This is a genomic window from Frateuria edaphi, from assembly GCF_021117405.1.
Lineage (GTDB): Bacteria > Pseudomonadota > Gammaproteobacteria > Xanthomonadales > Rhodanobacteraceae > Frateuria_A > Frateuria_A edaphi.
Genome location: NZ_CP088251.1, coordinates 3,131,154 through 3,147,823, shown reverse-complemented (window position 1 = coordinate 3,147,823; position 16,670 = coordinate 3,131,154). Strand labels below are relative to the sequence as shown.

Here is a 16,670-nt window from a genome sequence, read left to right as displayed (position 1 = left end):
TGTACCGGCGACGGCCGATAAAATTAAGTGCTGGCGCCCGTGGCTTTTCGTTTCATTCGAAACCGAATTCGAATGCGACCGCGCGATTGCCGGGGTCGGCGACCTCGATCAACAGCGCAGCGCTGGCGCCAGGCGCCAGGCCTGCGCGCAGCACCGCGTCATCGTCCAGGTATTCGGACGGGTGCAGGCGGCGCATCGCCACGCGGTGGCCATCGGCGTCGGAGAGCGTGAGCGAAACCACCGGGTAGGGCTGCGCGAACGGTGCGTCGTTGCGGACGGTGGCGCTGATCATCAACGCGCCGGGCACGCTGGGATGCGCCTGCACGTCGCGCGCGACCAGGTGCAGGCGATGCACGTCGCGAACCAGCGGCAGCCGGCAGCCCAGCGAGGCGCAGGCCTGGCGCAACCACGCGCCGATGGACGGGTTTGCGATCAACACGTCGCGCTTGGCCCAGGCCACCTGCGCCGCCAGCAACAGCGCCAGCAGCGTGCAGGTCAGCAGCCACGGCCAGCGTCGCGGGCGCTGGCGCGGGGCGCGCCGATCGTTGACGAAGCGCGGGGTGAACGCGGGCGCCGCCGGCGCCGGTTCGACGGCGGCCACGGGCACGTCCTCGCGCGGACGGTAGATCGCCACGTCGAGCTTGGGCGCTTCTTCGGAGCGCGTGGTGCCCGGGAGCTGCCGGAAGGGTTCGGGCGGCAACTGGTCGGCGAGCGTGTCCAGTGCGTCGAACAGCGTTTCGCAATTGCCGCAGATCACCGCCCCGCGCGCATGCGCCAGCACGCTCGCGTCGAGCGAGAAGACCGTGCGGCAGTCGGGGCACTGGGTGTACATGCCGGCAAGAGTAAAGGGAAAGCCGGCGTTTGTCGGAGTGGAGCGTGTGCGTGGGCGCACGTTGCGCGTGGGCTGCAGCGCTCCTACAGGAGATTGCGGCTCAGCGGCGGTGGCCGCTGATGCGGATCCAGTCCTCGCGCGCGTCCACGCGCAGGTCGTCGAACCATTCGGCGTAGCGCGCCAGCAGTTCGTCCTGCTGGCCGGCCAGGATGCCGGAGATGGCGAAGGGCGCGCCGCTCTTGCAGGCGGCGGCGAACGTGGGGGCGAGCTCGGCGAGCGGGCCGGCCAGGATGTTGGCGACGAAGACGTCGGCCGGCGCCTTCGGTTCCTCGCCGGGCAGGAACACGGCGAGCCGGTCGGCCACGCCATTACGCTCGGCGTTGTCGTTGGAGGCGGTCAGCGCCTGCGGGTCATTGTCGACGCCGGTCGCGGCGGCAGCGCCGAGCTTGAGCGCGGCGATGGCGAGGATGCCCGAGCCGCAGCCGTAGTCGATGACCTGCTTGCCGGCCAGATCGAGGTGGTCGAGCCACTCCAGGCACAGCGCGGTGGTCGGATGGGTGCCACTGCCGAAGGCCAGGCCGGGGTCCAGACGCACGACCACGATGTCCTGGTCGGCGGGCGGCTCGATGTTCCACGGGTAGATCCACAGCCGCCGACCGAACGGCATCGGCTTGAACTGGTCCATCCATGCGCGTTCCCAGTCCTCGTCCGCGACGTCGCGGAAGGCTAGCTGGTCGGGTTCGAGCCACGGCAGCAGTTCGCCCAGCGCCTCGACCAGGCCGCGGCGGTCGGTGCCGGCCTCGAACAGCGCGTCCAGCGTGAGCGTGGGCCACAACGGCAGCTCGCCCACGCCCGGCTCGAAGATCGCCTTCTCGTCGGGCGTTTCGGCATCGGCATCGCGCAGGGTGATCGACAGGGCGCCGAGGTCTTCCAGGGCTTCCTCCACGCGCGGCTGCTGCTCGGCGCGGAGGGTGAGGGCGAGTTCGAGGAAGGGCATGAGGGTGTTCTTGCTGGTTACCTTCAACACACCACGGCGTCATTCCCGCAAAGGCGGGAATCCATCCTGCTTCGATGTGGCAAGGGTCGAAATGGATTCCCGCTTCCGCGGGAATGACGCTGCGGTTGCGAGGTCGCTGGTTCCGTGACGCTCGCGTGGATTACTCGCCGCTGGCCTTCGGTTCCTTCTGTTCGGCCATCCGCTTTTCCAGGTAATGGATGTTCTGGCCGCCGTGCTGGAAGCCGGCGTCGGCCATGATGCGCTGCTGCAGCGGGACGTTGCACTTGACGCCTTCGATCACCGTCTCGGCCAGGGCCAGGCGCATGCGGCAGATCGCGGTGTCGCGGTCGGGGCCGTAGACGATCAGCTTGCCGATCATCGAATCGTAGTTGGGCGGGATGCGGTAGCCGTCGTACAGGTGCGTGTCCACGCGCACGCCCGGGCCGCCGGGCGCCTCGAAGCGCTTGACCGTGCCGGGGCTGGGCATGAACGTGTCCGGATCCTCGGCGTTGATGCGGCACTCGATGGCATGGCCGCGGATCTGCACGTCTTCCTGCCGGATCGAGAGCTTCTCGCCGCCGGCGATCAGCAACTGCTCGCGCACCAGGTCGATGCCGGTGATGAACTCGGTCACCGGGTGTTCGACCTGGATGCGGGTATTCATTTCGATGAAGTAGAAGCGGCCGTTCTCGAACAGGAACTCGAACGTGCCGGCGCCGCGGTAGCCGATGCGCAGGCAGGCTTCCACGCAGACCTTGCCGATCTGCGCACGCAGTTCCGGCGTGATGCCCGGCGCCGGCGCTTCCTCGACCACCTTCTGGTGGCGGCGCTGCATCGAGCAGTCGCGCTCGCCCAGGTGGATCGCGTTGCCCTGGCCGTCGGCCAGCACCTGGATCTCCACGTGGCGCGGGTTCTCCAGGAATTTTTCCATGTACACCATGTCGTTGCCGAAGGCCGCCTTGGCCTCCTGCTTGGTCATGGTGATCGCGTTGGCCAGGTGCGCCTCGGTGCGCACCACGCGCATGCCGCGGCCGCCGCCGCCGCCGGCGGCCTTGATGATCACCGGGTAACCGATCTCGCGCGCGATGCGGATGTTCTCGTCGGTGTTGTCGCCCAGCGGGCCACCGGAGCCCGGCACGCACGGCACGCCGGCGGCCTTCATCGCCTTGATCGCCTCGACCTTGTCGCCCATCAGGCGGATCACGTCGGCGGTCGGGCCGATGAAGATGAAGCCGGACTGCTCCACCTGTTCGGCGAAATCGGCACGCTCGGAAAGGAAGCCGTAACCGGGATGGATCGCCTGCGCGTCGGTGATCTCGGCCGCCGCGATGATGCGCGGGATGTTGAGGTAGCTGTCGACCGAGGGCGCCGGGCCGATGCAGATCGCCTCGTCCGCCAGGCCCACGTGCTTGAGGTTGCGATCGGCGGTGGAATGCACCGCGACCGTCTTGATGCCGAGGCTGTGGCACGCGCGCAGTACGCGCAGCGCGATCTCGCCGCGGTTGGCAATAACGACTTTTTCTAGCATCGGATAAGTCCCGCCGGATCAGGCAATCACGAACATCGGCTGGTCGAATTCGACCGGCTGCCCGTTCTCGACGAGGATCGCCTGCACGGTGCCGGCGACGTCGGCCTCGATCTGGTTGAACATCTTCATCGCCTCGATGATGCCCAGCGTCTCGCCAGCCTTGACCTGCTGGCCGACCTTGACGAAGGCGGCCGCGCCCGGGGTGGCCGAGGCATAGAAGGTGCCTACCATCGGCGCCTTCACGACGTGGCCGTCGGGCAGCGCGTTGGCGGCGGGCGCGGCGTCCGCGGCAACGGGTGCGGCGGCCGGCGCGGGAGCGGCGACCGGTGCCGCCTGCAGTGCCACCGGAGCGGCGACGGCCATGCCGCCGGTCGGCACGCGCGAGAGGCGCACGACTTCCTCGCCTTCCTTGATTTCCAGTTCCGCGAGGTTGGATTCCTCGAGCAGGTCGATCAGCTTCTTGATCTTGCGCAGATCCATGGGAGTGCCTTCTTGTTCGGGGCCGCGCGGGCGGCCGGTCGGGTCTTTAAAGAAAAAAATCAGGCCGGCGCGAGCCGCTGAAGGGCGGCCTCGAGCGCAAGCGAGTAACTGTTCGCACCGAAGCCGCAGATCACGCCCACCGCCAGGTCCGACAGGTAGGAGTGCCGGCGGAACGGTTCGCGTGCGTGCACGTTGGACAGGTGCACCTCGATGAACGGGATCGCCACCGCCGCCAGGGCGTCCCGCAGCGCGATGCTGGTGTGGGTGAACGCGGCCGGGTTGATCAGGATCCAGTCGACTCCCTCCGAGCGCGCCTGTTGCACGCGCTCGACCAGGGCGTGCTCGGCGTTGGACTGGTAACTCTCCAGTTCATGCCCGGCCACCCGCGCCTGCTGTGCGAGCCGCGCGTCGACGTCCGCGAGCGTGTCACGCCCGTAGACCTCCGGCTCGCGCGAGCCCAGCAGGTTGAGGTTGGGCCCGTGCAGGACCAGCAGTTTCGCCACGCGGCACCTTGGCAGCCAGCCGGAGCGGTCCGGCAAGGGAGCGAAGTGTGCGCGCCCCGACTTATGTTGTCCAGTTCGGCGCAGATCGGCGATGTTTGAAGGAGAACTGGCGCACGAACCGTGCGTGGCCGTATGTGCGCCAGCCTTTGCGGGAACGCACCTGTGCGCGACCGCCGGCTACCTGACGCATCGAACCGCCCGGTCGCGCACAGCGCGCGTTGCTACGGGTTTGGCTTGCCCAGCCACCGCTCGAGCGTCGCCGCATCCAGCACGCCGGCATGGCTGGCCAGCACCGTGCCGTCGGCATCGAGCAGCACGCTGTAAGGCAGCACGCTGGCGTGATCGCCCAGCTGGCGCGCGCTGTCGGGGTCCTCCAGTCGGCCGATCAGGATCGGGTAGTTGACCGGGTACGCCTCGAGGTAGGCGCGCACGTTCTCCGGCGTATCCATGGCGATGCCCACCACGACCGGATGATCGCCGCCGAAGCGGGCCTGCGCCGCGGCCAGCGCCGGCATCTCTTTCAGGCACGGGCCGCACCAGCTGGCCCAGAAATTGACCAGCACGCGGCGACCGGTGAAGTCGGCGAGGGTATGCGTGCGCCCGTCCAGGTCGGGCAGTTGCAGGGCCGGGGCCGGCTGGCCGCCCAGGTCCGCCCCGCGCCGTTCGCGCGAAGCGTGCTGCAGCCAGCCGCCGGCGGCGGCGGCGAGCACCGCCAGGGCGAGGATCAGCCAGCTCGCGCGGGTCATCATGTCAGCGCGCCGCCTCGGTCAGGGCTTGTTCGACCAGCCCGGAAGTGAGCACCGTCGGCAGCTTGAGCCCTTCGCCGCCACCGCGCGGGAACACCACGTACAGCGGCACGCCGGGCGAGTGGTAGTGCTCCAGGAAGGCGGCAATGGTGGGGTTCACGTCGGTCCAGTCGCCCCTCATGTAGACCGCGCCGGTGCGCTGCAGCAGCGCGCGGAAGGCGGCCGTGTCCAGCACCGTGTGCTCGTTGGCCTTGCAGGTGACACACCAGTCGGCGGTCATGTCGACGAACACCGGGGTGCCCGCGGCGCGCAGCTCGGCGAGCTTTTGCGGACTGTAGGCAACCACGCCGGTGTCGGCCTGCGCCGCGCGCACCGGCGGCGGCAGCCGGGCCAGCGCGTACAGCGGCACCGCGGTGGCCAGCAGCGCCAGCAGCACCGGCGCGCGCACCAGGCCGGCGCGACCGCGGCTGCGCTCGAACCACCACAGGCTTAGCGCCAGGAATACTGCCGCGACCAGCAGCAGGCCCACCGCGTCGGCGCCGCGCTGGTTGGCGAGCACCCAGGCCAGCCAGGCGGCCGTGAGGTACATCGGGAAGGCGAGCAGCTGCTTGAGCGTTTCCATCCAGCGACCCGGCCGTGGCAGCCGCCGCGCGAGTGCGGGCACGAAGCCGACTGCCAGGAACGGCAGCGCCAGGCCAAGACCGAGCGCCACGAACACCAGCAGTGCGTATGCGGCCGGCGCGGCGAAGGCAAAGGCCAGTGCGCTGCCCATGAACGGCGCCGTGCAGGGACTGGCCACCACCACGGCCAGCACGCCCGTGAAGAAGTCGCCGGCCATGCCGCCGCGCGAGGCGAGCCCGGCGCCGGTATTGCCCAGCGAGGCGCCGAATTGCACCAGCCCGGACATCGACAAGCCCACCGCCAGCATGACCAGCGCCAGCACGCCGACCAGCAGCGGTTGCTGCAACTGCGTGCCCCAGCCCAACGCATGGCCAGCCGAGCGCAGGGCGAGGATGCCCAGGCCCAGTGCCACGAAGCTCACCAGTACGCCGGCGGTGTAGGCGATCGCATGGGCCCGCGCGCGGGCCGGGCTCTCGCCGCTCTCCAGCAGGCCGACGGCCTTGATCGACAGCACCGGCAGCACGCACGGCATGAGGTTGAGCACCAGGCCGCCGCCAAGGGCAAGCAGCAGCGCTAGCCACAGGCTGGTTTGCAGCGGGCCTTGCCCGGCGGCGGCCGGCGGAGCCTCGGGCGTGGTGGCCGTGGGCATGCCGGTCGCGGGTTGCGCGCCGCCGAGCTCGACGTCCAGCGCGCGCGTCATCATCGGATAGCACAGGCCGCCGTCCTGGCAGCCCTGGAAGCTGGCTTCCAGCGCCAGGCGCGTGCGGCCGCCGATGTCACCCGCGACGGTGACCGGCAGGTCCAGTTCGTTGAAGTAGACGGTGACGCTGCCGAAGTGCGGATCATCCTTGCGCGTGCCGGCCGGCCATTGCGGCGTGAGCTCCACGCCCTTGGCGTCACGCAGCTGCAGCCGGGTCTGGTCGCGGTAAAGGTAGTAGCCGGGCGGCATCGACCAGCGCAGCAGGAGGTGGCGCGCATCCTGAGCCACTGCTTCGAGCCTGAAGGCCTGTTCGGCAGGCAATGGCGCATCGCTGCCGGAGGAGCCGTGGGTCGCGCCCAGGCTTTGCAGCGCGGCGCCGAGCGATCCGCCGCCGCTGGCGGCGGTGCCCGCCGGTAGCGGCAGGTCCAGTTGCTCGGTATGTGGCGGGTAGCAGATCTTCGGATCGACCTCGTGGCAGCCCTGGAACTGCACGCCAACCCGCAACCGCGTGCTGCCCGGCGCGAGTGTGTAGGGCACGCTGGCGTCGATCGTGTGGTGATAGATCTCCACGTCGCCCAGGTATTCGTCGTGGTGCTTCTCGCCGTCCGGGAACGTCGCCTCGCCCAGGGTCACCCCATCGGCCGGCTTGAACTTCATGCGGCCACGGTAGAGGTAATAGTCCGGCGCGATGTCCCAGTGCAGCTTGAGCACGCCCGGAGTGGAGGTGTCGGTGGAGAGCCGGTAGGCCTGGGTGACCGGCAGCAGGCCGTCCTCTTCCTGCGCGAACGACGGACGCGACAGCGCGGCCAGGCAGAACAGCACCAGCAACATCGGCAGGCGGGCGGCCAGGCGGCCGATCATCGGGCGCATCGCGTCTCCAGCGGCGCGGTGAAGGAAATCCATTATGGACCCATCGCGCGCCTGGCCAGCCGGCGTTGCGGCCTTATGTCTCCTCGGCCGCCAGCGGTGGTCCGGCCCGGCGCGGACGCACCCATCCGGTGGTGAGCGCGGTGCCCAGCAGGATGATCGCGCAGCCGCCGACCATGCGCGCGGTCACCGGCTCGTCCAGCAGCAGCGCGCCCCACAGCACGCCGAAGGCGGGGATCAGGTAGGGGATCACCATGATCCGCACGGCACCGACCCGGGCCAGCACCCAGAAAAACAGCACGTAGGCCAGCGCGGTGCACAGCACGGCCAGTCCGGCGGCCGCCAGCCACGCCTGCATCGGCGGCGCCTGGTCCGGCCAGGCCAGCACCGTCGTCGGCAGCAGCACGAGCGCGGCGACCATGTGGCTGCCGACCGTCACCACCAGCGGCGTGACGCCCGCCAGGCGCAGGTGGGTGTAGTGCACCGCGTAGCCGTAAAGCACGGTGGCCGCGATGCAGGCAAGCAGCGCGAGCCCCGCGCCCGGCGCCAACGCGAGGCTGCCCTGGGCCAGCCAGAGGATCCCGGCAAATCCGGCTACCAGCCCGGCGCCGCGCCAGGCATCCAGCCGCTGGCCCAGCCACAGCCAGCCGATCAGCGCGGCGAACATCGGCGTCATGCCGTCGATGATCGAGGCCAGGCCGGCTGGCAGGCTGCGCGTGGCGAAGGTGAACAGCAGGAAGGGCAGCGCCGAGTTGGTCAGCCCGACCACGGCGATCGGCCACCAATGGGCGCGCCATTCGGCCAGCCGCCGGCGCGAGGCCAGCAGCGGCAGGAAGCACAGCGCCGCGCCGATGGCGCGCAGGCCGGCCAGCGGGAGCGCGCCGAAGGCGCCCGCGCCCATGCGCATGAACAGGAACGAGCCGCCCCACAGGGCGCCCAGCGACAGCAGGACGGCAAGATCGATCTTCTTCATCTTGGAGAGCGGGCAACGGGGAAGGCAAGTTTGCCGGGATGCCACTGACAAGGGTTGTCAGCAGTCTTGCGCTGTCTCGTCAGTGGCGTCGCGGACCCAGTCCAGGTAAGGCGCATGGGCGTGCTCGATGGGCACGGCGATGAGTTCGGGCAGGTCGTACGGATGCAGCGCCAGCAGGCGCGTGCGCAGGGCGTCGAAGCGCGCGTCCGTCGTCTTGATCAGCAGAAGCTGCTCGCTGTCGGTGGTGATTTTGCCTTGCCAGCGGTAGGTCGAGGCAATGCCGGGCAGACGGTTCACGCAGGCGGCCAGGCGTTCGGCCACCAGCGCCTCGGCGATGCGCTGGGCGCTGCCGGCGTCGGGACAGGTGCAATAGCAGAGCAGGACGGAGGTGCCAGGCATGGCGCGAGATGGTAGCCCCTCTCCTGCGCGGAGATGGTTCGAGCACGGCGCCGCGTCCCTCCCGTTTGCCGAAAGCGCTGTCCGAGCGCACCTGCGCGCAACCGCATGGCAGGCCAGGCATGGCGGTCGCGTCCAGGTGCGCACTTGCAAGGGGCGGCCGTGGCATCGAATGCGAGGCGGCGCCCCGGGCCGTGGGCGGCAACCCTTGAAACCCTGTCCGCACCACCCCACCTGCTGTGCCAATCGCGCTTCACCCTCTTGCAGGGGCGGACTGCGTCGCTAGAATTGGCACTCACCATCACCGAGTGCTAACAGCGTCCCGGTGATCCTCACCTTCTTTCAACCCGAACTGTGGAGTCCCATCCATGAGCAAACTGCGTCCGCTGCACGATCGCGTCATCGTCAAGCGCCTGGAAGAGGAGCGCGTCTCCGCCGGCGGCATCGTCATCCCCGACAGCGCCACCGAGAAGCCGACCCGCGGCAAGGTCATTGCCGCCGGCACCGGCCGCATCCTCGAAGACGGCAACGTCCGTCCGATGAGCCTGAAGGAAGGCGACACCGTGCTGTTCGGCAAGTACGCCGGCCAGGAAATCAAGATCGACGGCGAAGAGCTGGTCTTCCTGAAGGAAGACGACATCGTCGCGGTGATCGAAGGCTGATCAGCCTCTCCCGCACGACTCTCCGCAATCTACCCATCGAATTCGAAGGATAAAGACACATGGCAGCTAAAGAAGTCCGCTTCGGCGAAGACGCCCGCTCGCGCATCCTCAAGGGCGTGAACACCCTGGCCAACGCGGTCAAGGTCACCCTGGGTCCCAAGGGCCGCAACGTCGTGCTCGAGAAGAGCTTCGGCGCCCCGACGATCACCAAGGACGGCGTGTCCGTCGCCAAGGAGATCGAGCTGGCCGACAAGTACGAGAACCTCGGCGCGCAGATCGTCAAGGAAGCCGCTTCCAAGACCTCCGACGTCGCCGGTGACGGCACCACCACCGCCACCGTGCTGGCGCAGGCGTTCATCCAGGAAGGCCTCAAGGCGGTCGCCGCCGGCATGAACCCGATGGATCTGAAGCGCGGCATCGACAAGGCCGTCATTGCGGCCGTGGGCGAGCTGAAGAAGCTCTCCAACCCGACCGCCGACGACAAGGCGATCGCGCAGGTCGGCACCATCTCGGCCAACTCCGATTCCAACATCGGCGACATCATCGCCACTGCGATGAAGAAGGTCGGCAAGGAAGGCGTGATCACGGTCGAGGAAGGCTCGGGCCTGGAGAACGAGCTGGACGTCGTCGAGGGCATGCAGTTCGACCGCGGCTACCTGTCGCCGTACTTCATCAACAACCAGGCCAGCCAGCAGGTCGAGCTGGACGACCCGTACATCCTGATCCACGACAAGAAGGTGTCGAACGTCCGCGAGCTGCTGCCCGTGCTGGAGGCCGTCGCCAAGGCCGGCAAGCCGCTGCTGATCGTCGCCGAGGAAGTCGAGGGCGAGGCGCTGGCCACGCTGGTGGTCAACACGATCCGCGGCATCGTCAAGGTCGCCGCCGTCAAGGCGCCGGGCTTCGGTGACCGCCGCAAGGCCATCCTCGAGGACATCGCGATCCTGACCAACGGCCAGGTGATCTCCGAGGAAGTGGGCCTGCAGCTGGAAAAGGCCACGATCAACGATCTGGGCCGCGCCAAGCGCGTGGTGATCACCAAGGAAAACACCACGATCATCGACGGCGCCGGCGAAGCCGAGCGCATCCAGTCGCGCATCGGCCAGATCAAGGCGCAGATCGAGGAGACCTCCTCCGATTACGACCGCGAGAAGCTGCAGGAGCGCGTGGCCAAGCTGGCCGGCGGCGTGGCCGTCATCAAGGTCGGTGCCGCCACCGAAGTCGAGATGAAGGAGAAGAAGGCCCGCGTCGAAGACGCCCTGCACGCGACCCGTGCGGCCGTCGAGGAAGGCGTGGTGCCGGGCGGCGGCGTCGCCCTGATCCGTGCGCTCAAGGCCGTCGAAGGCCTCAAGGGTGACAACGAGGACCAGAACCTCGGCATCGCGATCACCCGCCGCGCGCTGGAAGCGCCGCTGCGCGCGATCGTCGCCAACGCCGGCGAAGAGCCCTCCGTGATCCTCAACAAGGTCAAGGACGGCTCGGGCAACTTCGGCTACAACGCGGCCACCGGCGAGTTCGGCGACATGGTGCAGATGGGCATCCTGGACCCGACCAAGGTGACCCGCACCGCGCTGCAGCACGCTTCGTCGGTCGCGGGCCTGGCGATCACCACCGAGGCGATCGTGGCCGAACTGCCGAAGAAGGACGAAGGCCACGGCGGCGCCGGTGGCATGGGCGGCGGCATGGGTGGCATGGGCGGCATGGACTTCTAAGTCCGACGCTCACCGCAGTACCCAGGAAAACCCCGCCTCGCGCGGGGTTTTCTTTTTGTGCCGGCGAAGGGCCATGGGAGCACCTTGCCGCGACAAAGGCGCGCGCGCCTGGGGCGATTGGGCTTCCGACCGTCCGCTGCGTGGCTGCTCTGGCGTGGGCTCCCCGCGACCTGGCTCGCCTGCCGCGGGCTTTCGATTGCCCGACGGCGCTCGAGTCACTTTTCTTGGCTGGCTTAAAGAAAAGTAACCAAAAGAAATGGCCCGGACGCAACACGATGGCGCTGAAGAGCTTGGCGCCAGCTCGCTTTGCCTGGTAAATCCGACGCTCATAGAGGAGCTGCCGCCGCTTTGCCGCGGGCGCTCGGAGCCTAAGGCAAGGGAGGCGGCCAGGTGCGATTGCAGTACGCGTGCGTGCCCGCGAGCGTGGCCGCACGGATCGCTCGGGCGACGCTGCTAGCGTTCACTGCGGGCGTGCCGGCGGCTGGTCCACAATGGGCGTTCCCCCCAGGTGAGCCCTCCCATGCTCTTCCGCTGGTTTGAATCCCTGATCGACCCGTTCAAGGAGCCGGTCGATGTCATGCCGCCGGCAACGCCCGGGCGCTTCTACCTGTTCTACCTGCGCCAGGTGTGGCCGATGTTCGCGGCGGTGCTGGTGGTGGGCTTCTTCGTCTCGATCATCGAGGTGTCGCTGTTCGCCTTCATCGGCCGGTTGGTGGACATGGCCAAGTCGGCCGAGGGCGTGGCGTTCTTCCGTCAGCACGGACGCGAGCTGGCCTGGATGGCGTTCGTGGCGCTCATCGCGCGACCGATGTTCAACGCCATGCACGACCTGCTCGTCAACCAGGCGATCGTGCCCAACGTGACCGCCCGCATCCGCTGGCAGAACCACCGCTACGTGATCCGCCAGAGCCTGGCCTTTTTCCAGAACGACTTCGCCGGACGCATCGCCAACCGCATCATGCAGACCGGCAGCTCGTTGCGCGAATCGGCGGTGCAGATCGTCGATGCGATCTGGTACGTGGCGATCTACACCGGAAGCGCCATCGTGATGTTCGCGCAGGCCGATGTCTGGCTGGCGGCGCCGCTGGTGCTGTGGCTGCTGCTCTACATCGCCACGCTGGCGTTCTTCATCCCGCGCACGCGGCAGCGTTCGTGGAAAGCCTCGGAGGCGCGCTCGAAGCTGATGGGGCGCATCGTCGACGGCTACAGCAACGTGTTCACGCTCAAGCTCTTCGCACACACGCGGCGGGAGGAGGCCTACGTGGCCGACGCGCTGCGCGAACAGGTCGACAAGACGCGCGCGATGACGCGCCAGACCACCGCGATGGACGCCACCATCACCACGCTCAACGGCTTCCTGATCGTGGGCACCTCGGGGCTGGCGCTGTGGCTGTGGAGCCACGGCAAGGTCACGGTGGGGGCGATCGCGTTGTCGACCGGGCTGGTGATCCGCATCAACAACATGTCCGGCTGGATCATGTGGGTGGTCAACGGCATCTTCGAGAACATCGGCACGGTGCAGGACGGCATGACGACTATCGCGCAACCGCGCGCGGTGCAGGACGCGCCGGGCGCGATGCCGCTGGAAGTCACGCGCGGCGAGGTACGTTTCGACGACATCCACTTCCACTACGGCAAGGCCGGTGGCGTCATCTCGGGGCTCGATCTTGCCGTGCGCGCGGGCGAGAAGATCGGCCTGGTCGGCCCTTCCGGCGCGGGCAAGTCGACACTGGTGAACGTGCTGCTGCGGCTGTACGACCTGGAGGGTGGGCACATCCTCGTCGACGGCCAGGACATCGCCCGGGTCACCCAGGAAAGCCTGCGCTCGCAGATCGGCGTGGTTACCCAGGACACCTCGCTGCTGCATCGCTCGATCCGCGACAACCTGCTCTACGGTCGCCCCGGCGCCAGTGAAATGCAGATTGCCGAGGCGGTACGCAAGGCGCGCGCGGACGAGTTCATCCCGACGCTGTCCGACGGTGAAGGGCGCCGCGGCTACGACGCTTACGTGGGCGAGCGTGGCGTGAAGCTTTCCGGCGGCCAGCGCCAGCGCATTGCGATCGCGCGCGTGCTGCTCAAGGACGCGCCGATCCTGATCCTGGATGAGGCCACCAGCGCGCTGGACTCGGAGGCCGAGGCGGCCATCCAGGAAAGCCTTGACCTGCTCATGGAGGGCAAGACGGTGATCGCCATCGCGCACCGCCTGTCGACCATCGCCCGGATGGACCGCCTCGTCGTGCTGGACAAGGGGCGGATCGTGGAAAGCGGCACGCATGCGCAGTTGATCGCGCACGGGGGGTTGTACGCGAGGTTGTGGCAGCGTCAGACCGGCGGTTTCGTCGCCGCGGAAGATGCGCTCGCCTGAGCGGGCAGTCCGATAGACGGAGCTGCCCGCCGGGGGCGTCAATGCCCGTGCGCGGCGCGCAACTTCTCGCGGGCTTTCGCGTTCAGGTCGCCGGTCGGACCGGCGCCTTCGGTGGGCGTATCGGTGGCCGCATCAGCCGCCTGCGTTTGCTTGAGCAGGCCGCCCAAGCCGAGCGGTTGCGCGCCCGATGCGTCGGTCGTCGACGTTGTGGTGCCGATGCCGGTGCTGGCGTTTGCGTTCAAGCCCGGCGCGGTCGCGCCGGCGTGCGTCGAGCCATGGGCGCTTGCCTGGCCGGCACTGCCGGGGATCACTTGGGCGAATGCAGGCGCGGCGAACACGCTGGCGCCGATGAGCGCGGCAAGCAGGGTCTTGTGCATGGGATCCTCCATTTGGGTGTCGCCGGGGTTCGACCCGCGGTCTTGGCGCGGTCTTGGTAACCCTAGGCGCATTCGGCCTAGCGCACTCTGAACCGGCTTGACAGCGCTTAAGCGGCCGGACAGATGGATGAACGGGCGCGGGCAAGTCCTGGTGGCAGCCGTAGAGCGGACCTCAACCCACCCGGGGGAAATGTCGGTGGCGGAAGCCCACCCTACGGCGAACCGTCAGTGGCCGTGCTCGTCGGCCTTGGCGCGGGCGTTGGCGTCGGCACCGACCGAAGTTTCGGTGGCGGTTTGGCGGGTGGCATCGCCGACCGATCCCGCGGTGCGACCGGCACTGTCGATTGCGGTATGCGCGGTATCGCTCACCTGGTCGCCGACGCCGCGCGTGCTGCTGGCGGCCTGGTCGGAGGCCGCTCCGGCATCTACGCGGGCACCCGCACGAACGCCGACGTCCGCCTGGGCTCGCTGATCGCTTTCGCGCGCGCCGGCCGAGCCGCTGGCGGTCGTGTCGACGTTGGCGTTGCCATGGCGGTCAAGGGTGCGACGAGTGTGCTCGGTCGCGTGACGGGTGGCATGGTGCGCGTGGCGATCCGCCCGCTCCAGGGTCTGGCCCGGCTGGGCGCCAAGCTGGCCGGGCGCGCCATTCACGGCGCCGCTGGCGCCGGCGCTTACGCCCGCGCCAGCCTGGCTGGCAGCACCGAGATCGACCTGCGCCAGGGCAGGCAGGACGGCGAACACGCTGGCACCGATCAAAGCAGCAAGCAGAGTCTTACGCATGGGATGCCTCCAGTGTGGGGAAACCGCGGGTTTACCGCGGTAGCCACGACCCTAGGCGGGGCTTCCCGTCCTCAATATGAATACGCCTGCGTCCGCTTAAGCGGCCGGACAGATGGCTGAATGCTCCGCTGTGCATGCGTGGTGAACGAGCGGTGGACGTCTGGACGTCCCATCGCGCTCAAGGGCGTGCACCATAAGCGCCCACGGGTGACGGCGGCTGCGGGTGTGGCAGCGCATGGCTCGCCGCGGCCAGCTGCGGCATCAGCGCATCCAGCTTGCCCTTCAGGCGCAGCATCGCGACGCTGGCCATGTCGCGGTCGATCACCTTCTGCTCGGCCGTCATCTCCGGCTGCGGCGCGCCGGGCGCGCGGGTGAGTTCGGCCAGCTGCGGCGCCAGCACCTGGCTCAGCGCGAAGTACGGATCGCCATGGATGCCGGCCGCGTCCAGCAGCTTGCCCGGCAGCATCCAGGCGGCCAGGCTCTCGCGTTTGGCCGGTTCCGGATTGCGCGGGTCGAGCAGCAGCCAGACGCCGGGCTCGCTCAGCATGTCGCCGCCGTCGACGAAGCCAGTGACGTTGTAGCTGTTGGTCAGGGCGGGCAGGTGGTCCCCGTAGAACAGCAACAGGGTCGGGCGGTCGCGCCGGGCCAGCAATCTGGCCAGCCGGCCCAGTTCCGCATCGGCGTGCTCGGCGTGGTAGAGGTAGGTCTGCAGCTCCTGCTTGTCGCGACCGCTGATGCCGGGCGGGACCGGGATGGCATCGCGCGCGGCGACGTCCGTCGGCGGCACGTCGTAGGGACCGTGCGCCTCGATGCTGATCGCGAACAGGAACTGCGGCGGGCCCGAGTCCTTGAGCTGGCGCATGATCTCGTCGGTCATCGCGCTGTCGGCCATGTACTTGCCGTCGTTGGGCGAGTCCTTCGGGAACGAGGACTGCGAAACGAAGCGATCGAAGCCGATCTTGCGAAAGGCCGCGGCACGGTTCCAGAACGCCGGATCGTTGCCGTGGATCGCGGTGGTGCTGTAGCCATGCGCGCGCAGCGTGCGCACCACGCTGGGCACCACCTTCTGCTCGAGCGTCAGGTAGGGAAACTGCAGTTCGTCGAAATAGCGCAGCGACAGGCCGGTGAGCACTTCGAACTCGGTGCGGATGGTGCCGCCGCCGAACGTCGGCACGTGCAGCGGACCGCTGACGCCGCGCTTCTCCAGTCGGTCGAGGTTGGGGGTGAAGTGACGGTCCTGGTAGCCGCGCATGATGCTCGGATCGAAGAACGACTCGCTCTGCACCACCACGATGTCGGGTCGCTCGCCGCTGGGCGATGCGGCGTCCAGGCGCGCTTCCAGCGCCTGTCGGCTCTGCGCGATCAGCGCCTTGGCGGCGTCCGGATCGGCCTTGTGCCCGCCGTGCCCGTACTGTTGATGAAACAGCAGCAGCGAGCTGACCAGGCCCGAATGGTTGGCCGTCACCGTAGGCGACCAGGGCTCGAGCCACAGGACGCGCTGGTTGTAGAGCTTGCCCCACGCGGCCACGCCGCCGAGCAGGCTGCCCAGCAGCACGACCGCGAGGGCACCACCCAGCAAGCGCTTGCCGAAGTTGCGGCGCGGGAACAGCGGGGGTTCCAGGCGCCACATCGCCACGATCAGGGCGATGCCCGCGAGCAGCCCCAGGTACGGCCAGGGGCTGTGCGGCAGGTAGCCGACCAGCAGGTGCGCGCCGCCCTTGCTGAGCTGGTCGACCATCAGGAAATCCGCCGGCATCAGCGGGTTGCCCAGGTTGGCGACTTTCAATGCGTTGATCTGGTAGAGCAGCGCCTCGAACAGGAACACCAGCCCGAACGAAAACACCAGCCGCCGGGTGAACGCCAGCAGCGCCCACGACGCCAGCAGCCCGGGCAGGGCGTTGGCCAGGAGGTAACGCGGCTGGTCGAACATGCGCAGCGGCGTCACGCCCACACCGCCATCCATCAGGCCGGTCAGCAGTACGAACGCCAGGCTCATCAGCACCACGGCAAGGACGCGCGCGGCAAGCGCGCGCCAGTGCGTGGCGGGGTGGTCGGTGAGGATCATGGAAAGAATGGTCCGATGGCGCGGCGTGATGGAATGGTGACTGTAATCGGGCGGAAATGAACTATGCGT

The 16,670-nt window shown here is 68.6% G+C and carries 15 protein-coding genes; 3 read left to right on the top strand and 12 right to left on the bottom strand.

Annotation, left to right across the window (positions count from 1 at the left end; all coding sequences use genetic code 11):
* Positions 1 to 52: 52 nt before the first annotated feature.
* From LQ772_RS14685 to cutA, 9 genes are all read right to left on the bottom strand, one after another.
* Positions 53 to 832, bottom strand: a complete 780-nt coding sequence (locus tag LQ772_RS14685) for a zinc-ribbon and DUF3426 domain-containing protein (RefSeq protein ID WP_231321800.1) — start codon at positions 830 to 832, stop codon at positions 53 to 55.
* A 100-nt stretch (positions 833 to 932) separates the two neighbouring features.
* The gene (prmA, locus tag LQ772_RS14680) at positions 933 to 1,829 is read right to left on the bottom strand and encodes a 50S ribosomal protein L11 methyltransferase (RefSeq protein ID WP_231321799.1); all 897 of its coding nucleotides are present in this window, start codon (positions 1,827 to 1,829) and stop codon (positions 933 to 935) included.
* A gap of 160 nt (positions 1,830 to 1,989) precedes the next feature.
* Positions 1,990 to 3,357 (bottom strand): acetyl-CoA carboxylase biotin carboxylase subunit, encoded by a 1,368-nt coding sequence (accC, locus tag LQ772_RS14675; protein ID WP_231321798.1) that lies wholly within the window; start codon positions 3,355 to 3,357, stop codon positions 1,990 to 1,992.
* 18 nt (positions 3,358 to 3,375) lie between these two features.
* Positions 3,376 to 3,837, bottom strand: a complete 462-nt coding sequence (gene accB, locus LQ772_RS14670) for an acetyl-CoA carboxylase biotin carboxyl carrier protein (protein ID WP_231321797.1) — start codon at positions 3,835 to 3,837, stop codon at positions 3,376 to 3,378.
* Positions 3,838 to 3,896: 59 nt separating this feature from the next.
* Positions 3,897 to 4,340 (bottom strand): type II 3-dehydroquinate dehydratase, encoded by a 444-nt coding sequence (aroQ, locus tag LQ772_RS14665; RefSeq protein ID WP_231321796.1) that lies wholly within the window; start codon positions 4,338 to 4,340, stop codon positions 3,897 to 3,899.
* A 221-nt stretch (positions 4,341 to 4,561) separates the two neighbouring features.
* The gene (locus LQ772_RS14660; protein WP_231321795.1) at positions 4,562 to 5,089 is read right to left on the bottom strand and encodes a TlpA family protein disulfide reductase; all 528 of its coding nucleotides are present in this window, start codon (positions 5,087 to 5,089) and stop codon (positions 4,562 to 4,564) included.
* Position 5,090: 1 nt separating this feature from the next.
* Positions 5,091 to 7,277 carry a protein-disulfide reductase DsbD family protein gene (locus LQ772_RS14655; RefSeq protein WP_231321794.1) on the bottom strand — a complete coding sequence of 729 codons (2,187 nt, stop codon included), beginning with the start codon at positions 7,275 to 7,277 and terminating at the stop codon, positions 5,091 to 5,093.
* A gap of 73 nt (positions 7,278 to 7,350) precedes the next feature.
* Positions 7,351 to 8,247, bottom strand: coding sequence for a DMT family transporter (locus tag LQ772_RS14650; RefSeq protein ID WP_231321793.1), 897 nt, complete (start codon positions 8,245 to 8,247; stop codon positions 7,351 to 7,353).
* A gap of 57 nt (positions 8,248 to 8,304) precedes the next feature.
* Complete coding sequence (cutA, locus tag LQ772_RS14645) at positions 8,305 to 8,646, bottom strand: divalent-cation tolerance protein CutA (RefSeq protein ID WP_231321791.1); 342 nt, start codon at positions 8,644 to 8,646, stop codon at positions 8,305 to 8,307.
* Positions 8,647 to 9,011: 365 nt separating this feature from the next.
* Between cutA and groES the strand changes: the two genes are divergently transcribed.
* The 3 genes from groES to LQ772_RS14630 all read left to right on the top strand — a co-directional run bounded on the left by groES (position 9,012) and on the right by LQ772_RS14630 (position 13,379).
* Positions 9,012 to 9,305: a co-chaperone GroES gene (gene groES, locus LQ772_RS14640; RefSeq protein WP_231321790.1), complete on the top strand. Its 294-nt coding sequence runs from the start codon at positions 9,012 to 9,014 to the stop codon at positions 9,303 to 9,305.
* A gap of 59 nt (positions 9,306 to 9,364) precedes the next feature.
* On the top strand, positions 9,365 to 11,014 hold the full coding sequence (gene groL, locus LQ772_RS14635) for a chaperonin GroEL (RefSeq protein WP_231321787.1): 1,650 nt from the start codon (positions 9,365 to 9,367) through the stop codon (positions 11,012 to 11,014).
* A 520-nt stretch (positions 11,015 to 11,534) separates the two neighbouring features.
* A complete protein-coding gene (locus LQ772_RS14630; protein ID WP_231321784.1) occupies positions 11,535 to 13,379 on the top strand; it encodes an ABC transporter ATP-binding protein in 1,845 nt (614 codons plus the stop codon).
* A 38-nt stretch (positions 13,380 to 13,417) separates the two neighbouring features.
* Here LQ772_RS14630 and LQ772_RS14625 read toward each other — a convergent pair whose 3' ends face one another.
* The 3 genes from LQ772_RS14625 to LQ772_RS14615 form a co-directional block, all read right to left on the bottom strand.
* A complete protein-coding gene (locus LQ772_RS14625; protein ID WP_231321783.1) occupies positions 13,418 to 13,756 on the bottom strand; it encodes a hypothetical protein in 339 nt (112 codons plus the stop codon).
* Between the two features lie 225 nt (positions 13,757 to 13,981).
* Positions 13,982 to 14,536, bottom strand: a complete 555-nt coding sequence (locus LQ772_RS14620) for a hypothetical protein (RefSeq protein ID WP_231321782.1) — start codon at positions 14,534 to 14,536, stop codon at positions 13,982 to 13,984.
* 178 nt (positions 14,537 to 14,714) lie between these two features.
* Complete coding sequence (locus LQ772_RS14615; RefSeq protein WP_231321781.1) at positions 14,715 to 16,601, bottom strand: LTA synthase family protein; 1,887 nt, start codon at positions 16,599 to 16,601, stop codon at positions 14,715 to 14,717.
* Positions 16,602 to 16,670 lie beyond the last annotated feature (69 nt).